This is a genomic window from Bacillus sp. FSL W8-0519 (assembly GCF_038005585.1).
Classification (GTDB): domain Bacteria; phylum Bacillota; class Bacilli; order Bacillales; family Bacillaceae_G; genus Bacillus_A; species Bacillus_A paranthracis.
In genome coordinates this window covers 28198-45657 of the sequence record NZ_JBBOTL010000002.1, presented here as the reverse complement: position 1 = coordinate 45657, position 17460 = coordinate 28198, and the positions used below count along the sequence as shown (strand labels likewise).

Annotated in this window: 16 protein-coding genes; 4 read left to right on the top strand and 12 right to left on the bottom strand. The window is 31.1% G+C overall.

Annotated features, from left to right (window positions below):
• Positions 1-82: 82 nt before the first annotated feature.
• Positions 83-724: a hypothetical protein gene (locus NST14_RS28165; protein WP_000687299.1), complete on the bottom strand. Its 642-nt coding sequence runs from the start codon at positions 722-724 to the stop codon at positions 83-85.
• Between the two features lie 555 nt (positions 725-1279).
• Positions 1280-1978 carry a DUF6037 family protein gene (locus NST14_RS28160; RefSeq protein WP_016117882.1) on the bottom strand — a complete coding sequence of 233 codons (699 nt, stop codon included), beginning with the start codon at positions 1976-1978 and terminating at the stop codon, positions 1280-1282.
• Positions 1979-2321: 343 nt separating this feature from the next.
• On the opposite strand from NST14_RS28160, the gene NST14_RS28155 reads away from it, so the two are divergent.
• Both NST14_RS28155 and NST14_RS28150 read left to right on the top strand, forming a co-directional pair.
• Positions 2322-2633, top strand: a complete 312-nt coding sequence (locus NST14_RS28155) for a hypothetical protein (RefSeq protein ID WP_016117881.1) — start codon at positions 2322-2324, stop codon at positions 2631-2633.
• 508 nt (positions 2634-3141) lie between these two features.
• A complete protein-coding gene (locus tag NST14_RS28150; protein ID WP_000266556.1) occupies positions 3142-3453 on the top strand; it encodes a hypothetical protein in 312 nt (103 codons plus the stop codon).
• On the opposite strand, the gene NST14_RS28145 is transcribed toward NST14_RS28150, so the two are convergent.
• Positions 3450-3815 carry a DUF3888 domain-containing protein gene (locus NST14_RS28145; RefSeq protein WP_000476435.1) on the bottom strand — a complete coding sequence of 122 codons (366 nt, stop codon included), beginning with the start codon at positions 3813-3815 and terminating at the stop codon, positions 3450-3452. The two genes, NST14_RS28150 and NST14_RS28145, sit on opposite strands and share 4 nt — an antisense overlap.
• 381 nt (positions 3816-4196) lie before the next feature.
• Entirely contained in the window at positions 4197-4676 is a 480-nt protein-coding gene (locus NST14_RS28140) for a toll/interleukin-1 receptor domain-containing protein (RefSeq protein ID WP_227599714.1), read from the bottom strand.
• A 928-nt stretch (positions 4677-5604) separates the two neighbouring features.
• Here NST14_RS28140 and NST14_RS28135 point away from each other — a divergent pair.
• The gene (locus NST14_RS28135) at positions 5605-5985 is read left to right on the top strand and encodes a DUF4878 domain-containing protein (protein ID WP_000790787.1); all 381 of its coding nucleotides are present in this window, start codon (positions 5605-5607) and stop codon (positions 5983-5985) included.
• A gap of 38 nt (positions 5986-6023) precedes the next feature.
• On the opposite strand, the gene NST14_RS28130 is transcribed toward NST14_RS28135, so the two are convergent.
• The 5 genes from NST14_RS28130 to NST14_RS28110 all read right to left on the bottom strand — a co-directional run bounded on the left by NST14_RS28130 (position 6024) and on the right by NST14_RS28110 (position 9825).
• Complete coding sequence (locus tag NST14_RS28130; protein WP_000551584.1) at positions 6024-6476, bottom strand: SMI1/KNR4 family protein; 453 nt, start codon at positions 6474-6476, stop codon at positions 6024-6026.
• A 12-nt stretch (positions 6477-6488) separates the two neighbouring features.
• Positions 6489-7721 (bottom strand): WXG100 family type VII secretion target, encoded by a 1233-nt coding sequence (locus NST14_RS28125; RefSeq protein WP_341119441.1) that lies wholly within the window; start codon positions 7719-7721, stop codon positions 6489-6491.
• Positions 7722-8220: 499 nt separating this feature from the next.
• A complete protein-coding gene (locus NST14_RS28120; RefSeq protein WP_000394774.1) occupies positions 8221-8376 on the bottom strand; it encodes a hypothetical protein in 156 nt (51 codons plus the stop codon).
• A gap of 564 nt (positions 8377-8940) precedes the next feature.
• Entirely contained in the window at positions 8941-9453 is a 513-nt protein-coding gene (locus NST14_RS28115) for a helix-turn-helix domain-containing protein (RefSeq protein ID WP_001108537.1), read from the bottom strand.
• Between the two features lie 21 nt (positions 9454-9474).
• Positions 9475-9825 carry a hypothetical protein gene (locus NST14_RS28110; protein WP_000149387.1) on the bottom strand — a complete coding sequence of 117 codons (351 nt, stop codon included), beginning with the start codon at positions 9823-9825 and terminating at the stop codon, positions 9475-9477.
• A gap of 230 nt (positions 9826-10055) precedes the next feature.
• On the opposite strand from NST14_RS28110, the gene NST14_RS28105 reads away from it, so the two are divergent.
• Complete coding sequence (locus NST14_RS28105; protein ID WP_048520027.1) at positions 10056-11099, top strand: tyrosine-type recombinase/integrase; 1044 nt, start codon at positions 10056-10058, stop codon at positions 11097-11099.
• A 382-nt stretch (positions 11100-11481) separates the two neighbouring features.
• Here NST14_RS28105 and NST14_RS28100 read toward each other — a convergent pair whose 3' ends face one another.
• From NST14_RS28100 to NST14_RS28090, 3 genes are all read right to left on the bottom strand, one after another.
• A complete protein-coding gene (locus tag NST14_RS28100) occupies positions 11482-12648 on the bottom strand; it encodes a nucleotide sugar dehydrogenase (protein ID WP_048520028.1) in 1167 nt (388 codons plus the stop codon).
• 283 nt (positions 12649-12931) lie between these two features.
• Positions 12932-15946 carry a non-ribosomal peptide synthetase gene (locus tag NST14_RS28095; protein ID WP_227572110.1) on the bottom strand — a complete coding sequence of 1005 codons (3015 nt, stop codon included), beginning with the start codon at positions 15944-15946 and terminating at the stop codon, positions 12932-12934.
• Positions 15946-17139 carry an MFS transporter gene (locus NST14_RS28090; protein ID WP_227572109.1) on the bottom strand — a complete coding sequence of 398 codons (1194 nt, stop codon included), beginning with the start codon at positions 17137-17139 and terminating at the stop codon, positions 15946-15948. The genes NST14_RS28095 and NST14_RS28090 overlap by 1 nt, the downstream gene beginning before the upstream one ends.
• Positions 17140-17460 lie beyond the last annotated feature (321 nt).

The following is a 17460-nucleotide window of genomic DNA, read 5'->3' as shown; positions in this document are numbered from 1 at the left end:
TATTAGAAGGTCCTGCTCCCCTAGTCAGGGCCTTCTAAAGTTAATAATAGTGCATTATTAATTTTAGACCGACATACAAATGCTATTTTCTTGCAATGAATATTTTGAAATTTTTTATATGTAAAATGAATCTATCCCATAATGAAAGTGGATAGATAAGTCCCAATTGATCTTCTATTAGATAAAATTCTGTCAACCATTCAGGTAGTTCACGGCCTATGTTGTTTGTTTTCCACAATTTAATTCGTTCTAATGCTAATTCAACACTCATCCGTACCCAACAATAACAATTGTAACTTTGACTGCTGTATCTCCACCTAAGGTGCCCTTCATGTTCAACTAAATAGGAAAAGCTATTAAAAAAAGGCTCTGTTTCTCCTAAATGACTGCAGTTTCTAACCCAAATTTTTGTGTTTTTAGGTAATAACGCTATATTAAGTTTATGACCTTTCCTCATTTTTAAAGGGCCATCGTCGTCAGTAATATTTTTTTCGTATTCACTTAAAAAACAAAAACAGCCTGACCACATATTGTCATTATATTTAGGTGTATGGACGTTTTTTTCTAGTATATCTTGATTAAATAAAGTTAGGTCGGTTACTTCAGTATCTATAAATTCAAATACATGATCGTATGTATCAGAATTATAAGGTTTGCAAAAAAAAACTTTGTTATCAAATCGATAAATTTTCACATAGTCGAGAGAATTCGTATCTATTTTCATATACTTTACTCCTATATTATTTATAATTTCATGGATATCTTATAGTAAATCACTTCTTGTAATTTATTTATTTTGCAATTTATTTATTTTGAATTTTCTTTTATTTTGGGTTATACTAAGAAAAAGAGTCGAATCTCCTTTAGGCTATGTTATTACAAAAAACCAATTCTACCATACAAGAATTGGTTTTTTGTAATTTATTCACTATAAATCTCGCAACTAGTTTTTGGGTTGCTATTCCTAATTAAAATTCATTTGTGCTATACTTTTAAAGAGAACATAACAATGACAAGTCTCTTCTATGTATAAATAACTTGTCACTGTACTTTTCTCTTGTGTCTTCTTCTTGTATCTTGAAAGAGCCATAATCTCAGCCATTGGGGATTGTGGCTCTTTTGCGTTCTTAATATAATATACATTTGAAGGAACGTTCCTCAAATTTTAAAGTTGGTTATTTTTTCATGTTCAGTTGGTCCATATTTGAGAATTACATATAAAATATATTCTTCAAAAAATATATAAAGAACCGGGCAATTTATGCCTGGTTCTTTTAAACTAAATTTGAGTTTGGAGTTCATTAAATTTAGACGCAATCTCTTCTTTTTCTTTTTGCTCATCTTTTGGTGTATGCGTGAAACATACGGAAATATTCCTTGTACCAATAACCTTATGAGCATCTGGTAAAAGTTTTTCTGTCTTCGCTTTATTTTCTAAACTCCGTTTATTTCCATTTAGATCATTATTAAGGAAACTGCGAAAATAAATTTTTTCTTGCTCATTATCTTTACTGGTAGGATATGAATATGAATATGAACAAGCCAATCTATCTTTAAATTTAATACTAGCTTTTGTTGGAATAGCGTTATGTAGAGCCTTGAAAAAATCTAGTGGTTTAAAAGGACCGTTTTTTGCATAATCAATTTCTAAGAATTTGCAAAGGTCTTTGTATAAACTAGCGTTTGGTCCTACTAATGGTAATGTAAATGACTTATATTCCCCTTTAATTTCGTATTCTAATGGTAATTCCAAAAATTCTCTAGTTCCTCTTTTAAATAAGCCCAATGTATATATTTTATTTGTAATTTCATCATACTTTATCTTATTATTTATATCTTTATAATCATACTTGAAAATTGCACATATTTCTAAATTGTTTTTATAGCGTATTCCATTTACAACCTGGTAATCAATTTTATGTCGTAACATATCTTCTGATAAAGAAAACAATCTTCCTAGTTTAAAGATTCCTCCCATGCTAATTCCCCTTCCGTAAATTAAATATACTTATTTTTTAGTAATTACGTGTACCTTTTTATTGTATCGTATAATTAGGAATTTTTTCAACACTTGTGCTGCATCGGCTATCAATGCTATACATTAATCCCTCCATTTTAGTAACAGGACAAGTACATAAGTATGTTTAATTTAGTTAGATTATGTAATAGGTGAAGTGGACATGAAATCAGTTGTTCTTTCTATATTAAGGTGAGGCATCTGTTAGGAAACTAATATAAAAATATCTGAGTTTTTTTGGAATAATTAGAAGGACTGTGGAGAATTTTGATAGAAATAACTTTATAAAAACGGAAGTGATTCTTTGAAAAAAATCATGTTTTTATTATTACTATTTATTGTTATTAGTTCCTCTATTTTTGTTCTTTCACATTTCAATAATACACATACTGATATTCCTTTCTCTACAAAAGTAACAAAAAATAATTATGGAAAACAAGATGGGATTACGATGTTTCAAGCTTATCAATTAGGACTAAAGGAAGCGAGGAAAATAGATGATGCATGTGAATTAATATATATCGGAAGTATTGAGGATGGAGAAAATAGTGGTCAAAATGGAAAAAAAGAAAATTGGAACATGATTCTTGGTTTATTAAATGAAAAAAACGATTAATAGTCTCAATAGAGAAAAGTAAATTAAAAAAGGCATCTGTAATAGAAGAATTAAATGAACCAACTATTAAAAATGAAGAAATTAAAATTGACAGTAACACAGCAGTAGAGAAAGCAATACAAGATTTTGCATTACTACCTGGACAAAATATGGTTGCTAAAGGATATCATTTTAGACTTTTTAAAGAGGAGAATAATATATTTTTATCAATTATAGGCAGTAAAAATCAAAAAGAAGAAGAGATATTTTTAGATGGAGTGACAGGTAACTATCTAGGCAGGACGCAGGTTAATTAATTAAAGGAGGTGACAAATTACGTTGTTATATTAGTTTTTTTAAGGGGGATATCAAATTGAGAAAATCTATTATTACTTTTTTTCACTTGTAACACTCTTTGCCTTGCCGGTTAGCTCCTTGGCAGAAACTAATCTAAATGAAAGTAATGAAACTGTAACTATAGAAGGGAAGGAGCTACTTGCTAATTATAAAAATGAGGTTGTAACAGCATATGTGGCTGCTTCAGGTAAGAAAACTTATCATGGTACAACACCACGTCAATATGTTACCGCTGCAGTGCATCCATATACATGTGGCAATGTTTGCTCTGGGACTAGATTTCCAAAAGGGACTATTATCAATACTAGCTATGCCTAATGGTACTGCAAAGAACACATTTGTAGTGGAAGATATGGGAGATGTATATTGCACAAGGGATATAACATACAATTGGTTTGATATTTATTTTGGAGTATCTAATACTAGTAATTATAATAATGCAGTCAATTTCGGTAAACAACCAATCAGCTACTCTAGTTATTAATTTTCTTGTTGAAAATTAATAACTGTTACCCCGCTTGGACTAACATTATAAGTAATTGTTACAACATGATTAGGTGGATTGTGAGCGTTGGTATATGTTTTATATTTAGCTACTACAATAAAGGTAAAAGTATATTTTTGGGGTCGCTCAATCTTTATAATTTTTGCATCCGTTAAACTATACTGATGATCTGGTCCAAGTTTACTTCGGATAGTTTTACTTGCGTAAGGAGCTAATAAAGTATTATAAGAATCATAAAAATCTTTATTGAGTATATTTTCTGCCTTTCCTTCTATTGGAGATTTAAATAAAACCAGTATTAAAAAACCACAAAATACCATTAACAGTTTCCGTTTAAACATAAAATCGACTCCAAACTCATTGTATAATATCGATTAGAGTGCACAAAAAAATAATGAATTATTCATTTGTAATATTTTTAATCAAATATCAATGTAAATTACGACCAGTTTTGCACTTATCTTAACTACTCTTTCCTTTTATACTTTTTGGTGTTATTAAAATAAATTTTGATCAGAAATTCTGTTATTCAAACTTTCTTATGCAACTAACAGGGGAGTTTAGTTCGTAGCTGTCAGTTGGTGAAAATTTCATTCTATTTCCGACAAAGAAAAAACCCAATGCAATTGCATTAGGTTTTAAATATTGGTACAAAGCGTTCGCCAAGTAACCGAGTCAATATAGCCTCATCTAAAAAGCAAATTTCGGTAGACCAATAGATATTAGAGGGCGACTAGCTCTGCAAGCTTGGCCGCTACTTCTGCCATTGACTCTTCTGAAGTGTTCAGACCGCTTCGTGATCCGAGTAAGGGACTGACTTCGCGGAGCGCTTCATATGTTGTATTGTGCACAATCGGAACGAGCCGCTCACCTGCGAGGAGTGCCGAAAGTTCTTTGTCGGCAATACCCTCTGTAGGGAGGCGGCGTAGCATCGCAGGAGTCACCAGCACAATCCCAACTCGTGAGTTCGCTAAGCCTTTGTCGATGGCACGAAGCAACGGCACACCGAGTCCAACGTCTTTCTCGCTGAACCAGACGGAGACACCATGTGACTCAAGTAGATCGTGCAGATCCTTGGCTGCCCCTTTCCGGTCGTCCCACGCATGGCAGAGGAAGACATCCCGAAGGTCAGGCTGATTTGCCAGGATTTCGACGTTGTTGCGGACTGGTGTAAGCGTCCGAACTTGTTCAAGCGTGTACAATATGGGTGAACCTTTTCCTGACCAGCTCGGTTTTGAACTGCGTACAGAACTTCCTCCGCTGCTTCGGCTGCCCCCACTTGTCAGGGACGAGGAGTAAGATGACGATGAATACGAGTTGTAGCCGCCATAACGCCCTCCTCTGCATGCTGGACAATTGGCTGCGGCACTCGCTGAGCTATGTCCCCTTACTGGAGCTGTACATCTAACCATGTTTCTACCTCCCTAATTGAATGAATATTCTTACAAATTATATCATTTTTCACCAATAAAATACATAAGATTTGAGATGCCCTACCTTTTATCATGGAGGGTATGTAATTCTTGTCTTGAGAGCATATTGTTTCTACCTTTCCTGTGAATTTGGACTCAGGGCATTGGATGTTTAGAAAAGAGAACGAATATGCGTAATTTTCTATTTTCATTCATGCCACGCTAACGGGAAACATTAGTTTAACGAGAAAAAGGCAGTAGTCACTATCATGTTCTTTTATTATCGGGCGCGATTGTTGAAGAAGCGATACTCTTCTTATTAAATTAAATGGGGCTTTAGTGAAATAAGGGGCATTAAAATAATCAAACTTTATTCCAAATCTACAACAATTCTGCTCATATATACGCTGTAAATCTTCAAGAAAAGATAAATGAATCGGATTTTATGATTTTAAAAATGAATGTCGTCTCTTTAACCCAATATAACGCTGACTAATCAGAGCATGCACTGACGTTATTATACTGATGTATATAATAGAAATCAATACTATGATAATAGGTAGATTTTCCCTCACCTTATTCGCTTTTTTTGATTTGAATATTATTAAAACATTATCTATAAATATATAGTTTTATAATTTTAATTATTATATACTTATACAAGTGATTTAGCTCTTTTTGCGAGTTGAAATTAAGTTATATGTAAGGAGCGGTTTAAATGAAGAACAAATTTATGCGTATGATCATGTTAATAGTGGTAATGGCTTTATCAGTTACAACACTTGCAGCATGTGGAAATAATCGTGATCCTGAAGAAGTTGCTACAGCGTATTTCGAGGATGCAAAAGAAGGAAATGTTAAAGATTTTGGTGAGTTATTCACTCCAGAAGCAAAAAAAATAGTTGGTTTTATTGGCGGAAATGCAGAATTAATGAAATCAATTAGTGAAGACCTTAAAAGCTATAAGATTCGAAAAGTCGAAGAGAAAAATGAAATTGCTACAGTAACTGTTGATGCTGTATACAAAGGTAATCCTAAAAAAGTAATCGTAATTGAGCTTGAGAAAACGGATGATGGTTGGAAAATTAGTAAATCATAAAAAAACGGTCTAGAATTCTAGACCGTTTTTTAGTTTCCTCAATTTTCTTCTTCGAAATCACGTAGACTTGCAAGCAATTCTGTAAATGTTGAGCAAACAGGATGTATTGCTTTTTCCATGTCCTCTTCTTCATGATCCCAAAATACGATTGTTGGTGATGTGGGATTGTTACGGTAGTCAAAGCATAAGAAATTCCCAAAAGGGTCATTTGCGAAAGGATATATGTTATCTAATAATTCTTCTTTTACATCTTCGTAATTTTTAATAATTGAATACTCATCTTCCATATGGAAGGTCAATAAATCATTGAATACATTTTCATCTTGTCCTGGTACATCAAATATTTTAGGCCGAGGGTAACCTCCATCGTATTCTTTCACACATTCAATAAAATCATTAGGTAGTTTAATGTTTAAATATTTTTCTACTTGTTCGATTTCATAATCTGTAACCTTTTCTTTACTTACACCGACCCATACAATGTTATGCATTAATAAACCTCCCTATTTTTCTCCGTCTTTACCCCAGATGTTATACCCACCCGTGTGACCAGTCTGCTTATGCAATTTCGCGTCTACAAGCTGCATTCTGCCTGTGTCCTGATGGTGATGCCATGTATATGTTTTGGGTTTCTGACCATTTTTAAATAATTCAACTTCCTCTGCAGTAAATTTAGCAGCAAGTTTGGGATCTTCTAATATCTGTTCGTATAACAGTTTATTACATATTCTATCATGAGTAGGTCTTGATTTTTTAAAGTCAACTTCTTTTAATTTTACTTCAGCAAAAGCATCGAAAATAGGGAATCCCTTTAAGTCATATGGTATACCTGAAACTGGATGTTTATCGCCAGCTAATTCACCCATTCTTAACCTAATTGTCTTTGGACCATTTTTACCTTCATAAGTATAGGTGGCCGCTTTCTGTAAATATTGATGTGTGCTACCAATTCCCGCATATGAAAGGTATTTACCACCTTTGAACTCATAGTTATTTAATATATGCAATGCATTCCTATAAGCAGGAGAATTAATTACAAGTGATTTCCCTTTGTTAATACCTGTAATTGCAGCTACCTTCCCCACTTGTCCTGCTTTACTAAGACCCTTATCCCCCAGAAGTCCGAATCCTAACGTTGCTACACCATAAGCTACATAATGCTCTCTACTTTCCATATCTCCATTCCAAAAATTGTTTACAAATGAATCAGATAGAGCATTCAACGCAGCAGGAATAGTTTCATCATAGTTTACAATCGCATCTCGCATATTTAACCAGGTTTCTTTATCACCTAAGGATATTAGTCCTTCCCAGGCATCCACTGCACCATCTACAAACCCAGTAGAAATACCAGTCCACGCAGCATTTAAATCCTTTTTATTCAAAAATGACTCTTCTGATTTTGGAGGGAGTTTACCACACATGCCTCCTTCTTGAATGTCAGAGTCAACTAAATTTCCGCCATACAATTCATCCGCTTCTCTGAATTTAACAGCTGCACGATCTAATTCTACTGCGATTTTATCTAATTCTTGCAAAATGTTAAACATCATTGGCTTTGCTTCATTAAACATCTGATAGAAACGATCACTGCTTGCTCCGCTCCACTGAGAAGCTATATATTCAGTTTGAGAGTATAAATCTTTATGTAAATATTCTAATGATGATTTCGTATTTTTTACGGTTTTAGCAGCTTGTTCTATTTGTTCCGGTGTTACTTTAATTTGTGTGCTCATTCCATCCCTTCTTTTCGTGTATATTATGAAAATTATAACATATCATTATTTCATGAATAGTTACCATTTGAAAATATCCATTTCTAAAAGCGAGAATATTTCGCCTTACAAAAAAGACCCAGTTCCTAATAAGGAATGGGCTGTTTTTGTGATAAATATGTTTTATTTTATATTAAATACAACATTAAAATTTATTCTGATTTTGGTTGTACATTGTACGCAGATCAAGCTACCCCTTCTCTATAAAACCACAGTTATTTTTTCTTATCACCTGTATTATGAATTAATGTATATACTTCTTTATTTAGCCCCTTATATTACCAAACGTTGACCAAAAAATAAAAATATGGTATGTTTACTGTAGATTAGATATATATTGAATGCATATCCAATATATATAAAGTATAGTACTTAACTGAATTGCATAAACTAAAAAAGACGAGATGCTGTCAACATCTCGCCTTATAACTGCTACTGTCAAGGTGGTTGTTATTATGCATTATCTTTTTCTTTTAGGCCCACGCTTGAACTTTGGTCGGTGAAGCGAGGGTTTTTTGTTGTCTTTTTTTTCAAATTGCTTTTTCAGTGCATATGCTGAAACCTCACGCACAACTGCTCTTGCAATTTCTTTTAAAAGTTCAAACAAAAATTCCATGTTATATCACCCCCTTTCCTTCCGAATGGAAAGAAGGGATAATAACAAGCCCACCTTCACACGATATACAGTTATACTTCTATTTTACCATACTTCTACACTCTAAAATAGCAAATTCGTCCAATTGAAGCCTAATCATAATCTTATAGTTTAAGAGTTTAACAAGAAATTAGTTTACTATAATCAAAATATGTAAACTTAAATGTTTGATTTTTTTATCTTGTAAATTTCATATAAAGCTTTGTACTCAACCTATTAATAGGTTCATTTTTAATTGCGTTTCTCATTTCTTTTTGTACTCTTTTTTCATCTAAAATAAACCTCCTTTAAAATCAACTCTCAAATTCCTTTTATTAACTTTACATTTATATAAAACCTATTTTAGAAATTTTAGTAATTTATACAGAAGTTGACGTAAAAAACGACCTCTCAAATTCCTCTTTAATAATCAATAGCGATTCAGTTAATGCAATTATATTCAACGGTTAAAAAACCTCTTAAAAACGGAAATAGACCCCTTGTAACGTTTTTTCGTTTTTTTGGAGTCTATCCTCTTTGGGAATTCTATTCTTCTATGTCTTCTTTTACTTCGGCGGATAAAATGTCTTCAGCAAACTTCTTGTAGCCATTATATCCTTTCTTTTCAGCCTTTTTCTTTATTGCTTCTAAAACTTTTTCATCAAGGTATAGGCTTAAATGCTGCTTTTTTTCTTTCGATTCCTCTTTTGATCTGTTTTCAATTTTTTCTTTGAAAACTTCCAAATCTTTTTTTAAGTACAGTCGTTCAGTAGATTTCCCTTTAGCAATCTCTTTAAAGGGCAATATCCCATCTTTAGCTGCATTATGAACGTAAGTCTTAGATTTATTTAAAAATTCAGCTGCTTCTTTTAATGTTAAAGAGTCTTTGTATAACTCCTCTAACTTTCTTACATCTTCTTGCTCAAAACGATATCCACCATCTGCTTTCCAGGTAGCCAAATTAATAGGTTCGATGTGTTTATACTTAACTAAATAGCCTAATTGATTTTTGGTTAAACCTACTCTATCGCATGCCTCTTCTAAAGATAAATAGTTCATTTCTCACCTCATCCGAAACTTTCATTCTAGCTGTTGTTTAAACTTTCTTAGTTGATATTTTGTTAAACCTGTTTCTTTTACTACATCTGTGATTGAATACTCCTTATACTGCAGGTACTTAAATGGATTTTCCATATAACGTTCTCGTACCTTATTAAATGTACTCTTTTTCGATAAAGAATTCAATTGCTCTCCTTTCTCTCGTATGGAATCAAAAATGGGACATCCTTTACAATGTTTGTAGTTTCTCTGTTTTGCCTGTTCTTGCTCATCTGTACAATTCACTGATAGGTTGTTCAGAGGGCAAATTGAACAATGGGTGCTTTCTAAATTATGGATTTCATGTAAAATTTTCAGACGAAGATGAGTCAAAAAATCTCCTCCTACCGCATTTGGATTGAAATGTACAAAAAAAATCAATCAAACATTTCCATTATACATTACCTAAATAGAAACGTTAAATATTTAGGTTGAAATATTTATTTAATCATTTCATTTTATACCACAATAAATTATGTATTTATTGTGGTATAATAAGAATCATGAAATTTTATAAAAAATATATGTGTATCTTTTCATTCCATTAAAGGGTGTGTGTAAATTTGAATATTATAAATTACGAACATAATAATCAACTGGTAAAATCCAAATCGGATTTTTTTGATAGCAGTCATTTCGAAAAGATTATGGCCATGGGCATTCGAAACATTGACTACTCCAAATTAAGCGAAGAATCATTAGTTTATTTATTTTTACACGATGAGCCTTCTTTAACGAAAAAAAGAAGTGAACGAACAAAAAAACTTTATCTGCATGATCTTTCTCATTTTCTTCGTTATATAAAAGAATCAATCGGAACCATTAAGGAATTATCCCATAATGAGATGGAAATCTACTTCTATCAACTAAGTAAGAAGTATGCGGCCACCACATTACGTCGAAAGAAAACAGTGGTTCAGCAGTTTTTAAAATATGTGTATGATAACAATGGACTTTCTGACAACTTTAGTAGTCGTCTCAAAAAAGTATCGGTAAGAAAAGAAGAGCTAATCAATCGTGATCTCTTTCCAGAAGAAGTGAACGAAATTCTAGATACACTGAAGAAAACGAATTTCTTTATGTATTCCTTGTTTTTTCTTCTTACAACTACTGGACTCCGGATTGAGGAAGTTGCAAATACAAAGTGGGCTGACCTTGCATTCCACTCTTCTTTAAATGTTTATCTTCTACGTGTAGTTGGAAAGGGAAATAAAACTAGAGAAGTCCGTATCTTTGAGGATGTACTTGATGATATCTGTCGTCTTCGTCAATTGCGTAAACAAACAAGTCAATTGGACGCCTCTAGCATATCTGCTTTTCTACCTAAAGCGAATGGCTCTCATTATAGAGCCGACTATTTATCAAAATATGTAGCAGAAAAAATTGAAGAAACAAACTTACCATTTCTACGTTACCGAAAAGATAGAATTACTCCCCATACCTGCAGACACTTCTTTGCAAATCATTTGATGGGAAAAGGTGTTGAGCTTAAGAAAATACGTGACTATTTAGGACATGAATCTATTATGACGACAGAACGTTATTTAAGGGAACGTACAAGACGCCAAAACTTGGCCACAATAGATATAGGAAATTCATTATTTTAGTAAGTATATAATTAGGAAGAAGCTCGATTTTAAGGTTTAAAAGTTCAATTTAGGAAATATCTCTAAAAACAACAAATGCGATTGCCTCTATTGAGATAATCGCATTCGAATTATTTAAGGGTTAATCCATTTTAGCTAATAATTGTTCTGATTCATTTTTACTAAATTGCTTGGTTGCTCTTTACTACCAGCAGCGGTGTAAACAATTCCTACCGTCAAAACGATACTTGTTAATATAAATAATATTTTCTTCGCATTATGCTACCCTCGTATATTATATCATTTTTTAAAAATTCTCCTACTATCTTTTTAGGGGATTTACTATAGAACCTCACTCATACAACTCAACTTTGCTTCTTTAAACTTTGTAACAGATGCACTTCTAATCTCGACTAAATAGGTCCCTAGTATAAACTTTATCAGTTAGGTCACATAATTCATCAGATAATCTATTAGCTACAATTACATCACTTATCTTTTTAAATTCTTCAAAGTTATTAATAACCCTAGAATTATAAAATGCTTTCCCGTGAAAAGCAGGTTCATATATAACTACTTCAATCCCTTTTTCTTTAATACGCCTCATAATTCCTTGAACAGCTGATTGTCTAAAATTATCTGAATTCATTTTCATGGTTAATCGATATATACCCACAACCTTAGGTTTTCTCTTTATAATCATTTCTGCAATATGATTTTTTCTCGTTCTATTTGCAGCAACAATTGCTGTCATTATATTATTGGGGATATTCTCATAGTTTACCAATAGTTGTTTTGTGTCTTTTGGCAAACAATATCCACCATAACCAAATGATGGATTGTTGTAATGATTCCCAATTCTATTATCTAATCCAATCCCATCGATAATTTGTTTTGTGTGTAATCCTCTTACTTCTGCATATGAGTCTAATTCATTAAAAAAAGCCACTCTCATTGCTAAATATGTGTTAGCAAACAATTTAATCGCTTCTGCTTCAGTTGAGTTTGTAAATAAGACAGGAATATCTTTCTTAGCAGCTCCTTCTACTAACAAGTCAGCAAATACTTTAGCCCTACTAGACTGTTCACCAACGATTATACGTGAAGGATATAAGTTATCATATAAAGCGTTACCCTCTCTTAAAAATTCTGGTGAAAAAATAATATTACTTGTTTTAAACTTTCGCTTTACTTTTTCTGTATAGCCTACGGGTACAGTTGATTTAATTATCATTATAGCTTCTGGATTAATTGTTAAGATTTTAGCAATTACAGTTTCAACGGTCCTTGTATTAAAAGAATTTTTTTCTGGATCATAATCTGTTGGCGTTGCAATAATTACATAATCAGCATCCTTAAATGCTTTGTAACTATCGGTAGTTGCAATTAAATTTAATTCTTTTGTTGCTAAAAATTTCTCAATTTCATCATCTAAAATAGGAGATTTTTTATCATTTATCATATCTACTTTTTTTTGAATAATATCAAATGCTATAACTTCGTTATTTTGAGACAATAAAATCGCATTAGATAGTCCTACGTATCCTATTCCTGCTATTGTAATTTTCACAATAAGCACACCCTCAATATCTTTTTGTTTTATATCCCAATCTCCTTAATTCTATATATTTTTTTATAGTATTTAAATCCAACTTTATTTTCTATATTAATAATAAACCTGTCTTATTAGAGTCTCAAGGAAATACAGTCAGCGTTGATTAATCATAAATTAATATAATACTAGAGTTAGTGTTGTCTATTATTGATTGATTTAACTTTTTAGTATTTTTGATAGCTACAATAATAACCTGTTTTCAATTTCCAAAAATATAAGGTAACATACTGTTTCTCTTTTAAATGAAAGTTGGATAGTACATTTTTTCAAGGAAATTTAGTTGGCCTAAATTTTTATTTAAGAATACCGTTAATTTATTATTATTACTAAAAGCTGTAACATAAATTAAATCTTGTATTTTTTCCAAGTTATCAAAGACATTGCTGATTGTATCATAATAAGAGCTCTTTTCGTAATCTGATACTTCTCCAATATAATTTATTGAGGTATTTGAAATCGAATTCCACTGATCTTTAAGTTTTTTTTGTTCTTTTGTTTTACTTGGGTAATTTGAACCAAACGCATACCCTGGTCTGTATGGGTGGGTAGTGTAGTATTTTCCGAATATCCCCTCAGATTTATTCGTAAATTGTTCATAGTTTTCATCTTTTGAATAAATTAAATATAAACTACCATGAAAATCACCGATTGTGGTTGAAAAATCAAAAAGCTTATTTTCTCGCCCGTTAATGACTGATTTTATTACAATTTGTTCTCGATCTACGATTTCTAATAATCTTTTTCCTATAACATATGAAAGAAAATTTATAATCCGAAAAGAATCACCTTGGCTAGGATAATCTATTTCATAACATTTTAAACTTTTACTTAGCTTATTTAAGTTGACATCATTCACATTTTTGCTTATAGCAAGTAAATTATTATGATATGCATTATTTTTTAAGCTATCAATTGTATTATATTCTCTAACCTCATAACAGAAATCATTATAACTTGCCTTTTCTTTACTTGAATAGCCATTTAGTTCCTCACCAATCATTTTTTTAATTATATTAATACATGAGATATCAGCAATAGTATGATCTAACACACCAACTATTGTATACCCTGATTTATCTATTAGTAAGGCTAAAAAACCGAGTAACCCACCATTATTGCGAGCCTTATACACCAAGTTTTCTCCTATTGATTCGATTTTTTGGATAAATGATTTTTTTTCAACATTTCGATTTAATGTAAATATAGGGAAACTATCAATGGAATTTAAAATTTTAAATTCTAATCTGGAATCACTTTCCCTTAACATAGCTCTCATCAAATCATTGCTATTAATAATAGTTTTAATTGCTTTTATTACTGTTTCCTTATCGTATGAAGTATCTACCCTATAATCAAAGGAAACTGAACTCTTAAAATTATCAAAATAGTAAACCCGTTGTGAGTGTATAGTTTCAAAGCTATAAGTAGTTTGATATTCATCATTTAATAAATAACCGTTGATTTCTTTTTCCATGAGCTTAAAGTCTTCCTCATGTAGCTTTTCTTCAAAAACTTCTTCTCTTTCTGTTGTTAATAATTTTGAAACTTCGGAAGCAATCCTAGATAATGTTCGATTAGTATAAATTAACTCCAAAGAAAACTCTGTTTCATACATTTCTTCTAATTTTAAAAGTAATTGAAATACATCTAGGGAATCTCCACCTAACTCAAAGAAATCACTATCTTTTCCAATTAACTCTTTTGGTAAATTAAGTATTAGAGCGACTTTATCTCTTAAAACCTCTTCAAATTCTGTCATATCCTTACTAATGATTAGTTTTTCCGATTTCTTACTCTCTTCATAAGAAAATAATAAAGATTTTCGGTCAACTTTATTATTTTCGGTCAATGGAAACGTCTTGATGATATGATAATCATTTGGAAACATATACCTTTCAAGTACTGAAGTAGCCATTTTTTTCATATCATGAATTGTTAAATTAGAACTCAGGATAAATGCAAGCAATTTATCCTGATAAAATAAAACAACCGCTTGTTGAACCCCATGTATTTTTTCAAGTAAATATTCAATTTCACCTAATTCTACACGTATACCGTTAATTTGTATTTGACTATCATTTCTTCCATGGTAGTATAGTTGATCTTTATTACATGAAACTACATCGCCAGTATTGTAATATTTTTCCCCATTAATTACTACAAACCTCTCTTTATTTAAGGATTCATCTGTATATCCAGCTGTTACTCCATCTCCCCCTATCAAAAGAATTCCTAAATTTGAGTCATCGATAGGTTGAATTTCAATTTTCACACCATCTAGTGGTTGGCCAATTGGAATATCATCCATCGCAATTTTCGGGAGTTCAAAACAAGTTGCATATATTGTCGTCTCTGTCGGACCATATGCATTGAACAATTTAAAATTCATGTTATTTTGAATCCATTTGTGTTGAATAATAGGATTAAATCTTTCTCCAGCTATTACAACATATTTCATAGAATTATTCATTAATTGCAAATCATTCATGTCCATTGAATCTAGAATTGTATTAAATGCGGAAGGAGATGCTGCCATATGTGTAACACCATACTTATTAATTAAGGATGGGAACTTCCTGTAGACTTCTAAAGAGCTTAAATCTAGACAATAAACTGATCCACCTCCAATAATCCACCCTAAAATTTCAGAAATAGATACATCGAAAGTATATGGAGTGGAGAAAAGGTATACTGATTCCTTATTTACAGGAAATAAATTTTGGAGATTTTCTAAAATATAGTCGAGATTTTTCCTAATAACCTTTACTCCTTTTGGCTTTCCTGTACTACCAGAAGTATGTAATACATACACTTCTTTTTCTGAAGCAATAATTTTAAAATTATTGCTCATAAAACAATCAGAATTTCTTATCTCTTCACTTAAACATTCATCTGGCGTATTAAACCTAGAAATCTCGCTTGGTAAAGTTAACTCCGAGTTATCGCTAATAATTGCACTTGCTTTTGTTCCTATAATAATATCTTTTATTTTCTCATTTGAGATTGTATTGCTAACAGGAACATAACTATTTCCAGATTTAATAATAGAAATTATTGCGAAAATAACATTTGCTCCGTGAGGTAATTTAACCAAAACTCTATTATTCTCACCAATTGATTTTAATAGTTTATTTGCAAAATAGTTTGTAATGTCTTCAACATCTCTATATGTGTATACTTCTGCACCATCAAAAATTGCTATTTTATCCGGAGTGTTTTTTGAATAATAACTCAATTTTTCTAAAAAAAACATCATTTCTCCTCCTTATTTTTAAACATTTTCATTTTTATTAGAAGTATTAAAAATAAAAATAGTATGCCAGTCCCAATAAATCCAAACGCATTCCAACTAGGTGTAGTAAAGTTGGCAAAAAAGAACGAACCTATTGGCATAAATAAAACCGCGACAGTAAATACAATACTAAAAACTCTACCTAAAAATTCTGTATCAACAGTATTTTGTATGTAAGTAAAGAACTTTATGTTATAAATTGTTAATGATATTGAAAAAATAAAAAAATAAAAAAACATACTCCACTTAAAGGGTCTAAATAAAGCAAGGAATAAAAGCGAAATCCCCATAAAAAATAAACAATAGTGTATACTTTTTAAATCGATTTTTTTAAAAAAAAATCGATTTAAAAGAGCCCCAACAATACTCCCTATAGATTCTGTAATTAAAATGGATGCATAGATACCTTGATTTTCAGAAAAAATATTTGTATATGGTAAAAAGAAATTATATCCTGCTAGAAAAAAATTAATAAAAGAAGATACAATTAATAATTCAAGAACATTACGCTGCTTCAAAACATATTTAAAACCATCTGAAAGAACTACCATATATTTTTCTTTACCCTTTTTCTTCTTCTGCACATAATTTATAACTTGAAATCTACTTACACAATAAGCAGAAATAAGAAAACTAATACTATTAATTAACATTCCTGTCTTAAATCCAAAATAATGTACGGTACTTATAGCAACTAAAGGACCCAATACAGAAACCACTTCTGAAAAAGCATTAGAGTATGAATTGAATTTATTTAAATCTTCTGCTTTCAGTATATCTTTAACAATAGCTTTATATGCAGGGGAATTAAAAGAATACAATAACGCCAATAAAATGTTTATTAAAATAATTAAAAATAAGGAATTTTTACTATCCCAAAAAAGATAGAGTAGAAAGGTTGCTAGTGAAGCAGTTAAATCTGTTATAATAATTATTTTCTTCCTATTTTTTAAATCTGCAAAAACACCACCTAACATATTAAACAATATATTTACAATAATTTCAGAACTTTGATATAGTGCTAAAAGGTTAGAAGCCTTTGTTCCTAAAGAAGCTATTAATACATTATTTATATAATCAAAAATTACATTACCTATTTTATTTGTTGTTTTACCCGTAAGCATATATATACCATTTTTCTTTGAACGATCCATTATGTTCCCTCCTACCAACTTAAAAATAATTTCAATATTTATTCTCCTCATCATTCCCAATAGTTCATTTAGCTTTGATACAACAAACAAGCGAAGGAGGGACTATACCGATATCGAAAAATTTAAGCTTCATAATTCATCTCTAAATTAATTTGAAATAGAGAAATTACTCCATTTTTCAACAAATAGAAGCCATTAAAATAGAATAAGAATTATAAACCATTTGCACTATAATTCAAATTTTTAATGTTATCATTTTAAAGTGATGAACGGACTATTTGGATCTTACAATAAGATAGTCAAATAGTCCGTATGATGAAG

What these genes read in the sequence shown, in the direction of transcription:
- NST14_RS28125 (WP_341119441.1), bottom strand. Translation starts at nt 7,721, where the DNA reads ATGAGCACACAAATTAAAGTAACACCGGAACAAATAGAACAAGCTGCT.
- NST14_RS28135 (WP_000790787.1), top strand. Translation starts at nt 5,605, where the DNA reads ATGAAGAACAAATTTATGCGTATGATCATGTTAATAGTGGTAATGGCT.
- NST14_RS28145 (WP_000476435.1), bottom strand. Translation starts at nt 3,815, where the DNA reads ATGTTTAAACGGAAACTGTTAATGGTATTTTGTGGTTTTTTAATACTG.
- NST14_RS28160 (WP_016117882.1), bottom strand. Translation starts at nt 1,978, where the DNA reads ATGGGAGGAATCTTTAAACTAGGAAGATTGTTTTCTTTATCAGAAGAT.
- NST14_RS28095 (WP_227572110.1), bottom strand. Translation starts at nt 15,946, where the DNA reads ATGTTTTTTTTAGAAAAATTGAGTTATTATTCAAAAAACACTCCGGAT.
- NST14_RS28165 (WP_000687299.1), bottom strand. Translation starts at nt 724, where the DNA reads ATGAAAATAGATACGAATTCTCTCGACTATGTGAAAATTTATCGATTT.
- NST14_RS28120 (WP_000394774.1), bottom strand. Translation starts at nt 8,376, where the DNA reads ATGGAATTTTTGTTTGAACTTTTAAAAGAAATTGCAAGAGCAGTTGTG.
- NST14_RS28130 (WP_000551584.1), bottom strand. Translation starts at nt 6,476, where the DNA reads ATGCATAACATTGTATGGGTCGGTGTAAGTAAAGAAAAGGTTACAGAT.
- NST14_RS28090 (WP_227572109.1), bottom strand. Translation starts at nt 17,139, where the DNA reads ATGGATCGTTCAAAGAAAAATGGTATATATATGCTTACGGGTAAAACA.
- NST14_RS28115 (WP_001108537.1), bottom strand. Translation starts at nt 9,453, where the DNA reads ATGAACTATTTATCTTTAGAAGAGGCATGCGATAGAGTAGGTTTAACC.
- NST14_RS28150 (WP_000266556.1), top strand. Translation starts at nt 3,142, where the DNA reads ATGTGGCTGCTTCAGGTAAGAAAACTTATCATGGTACAACACCACGTC.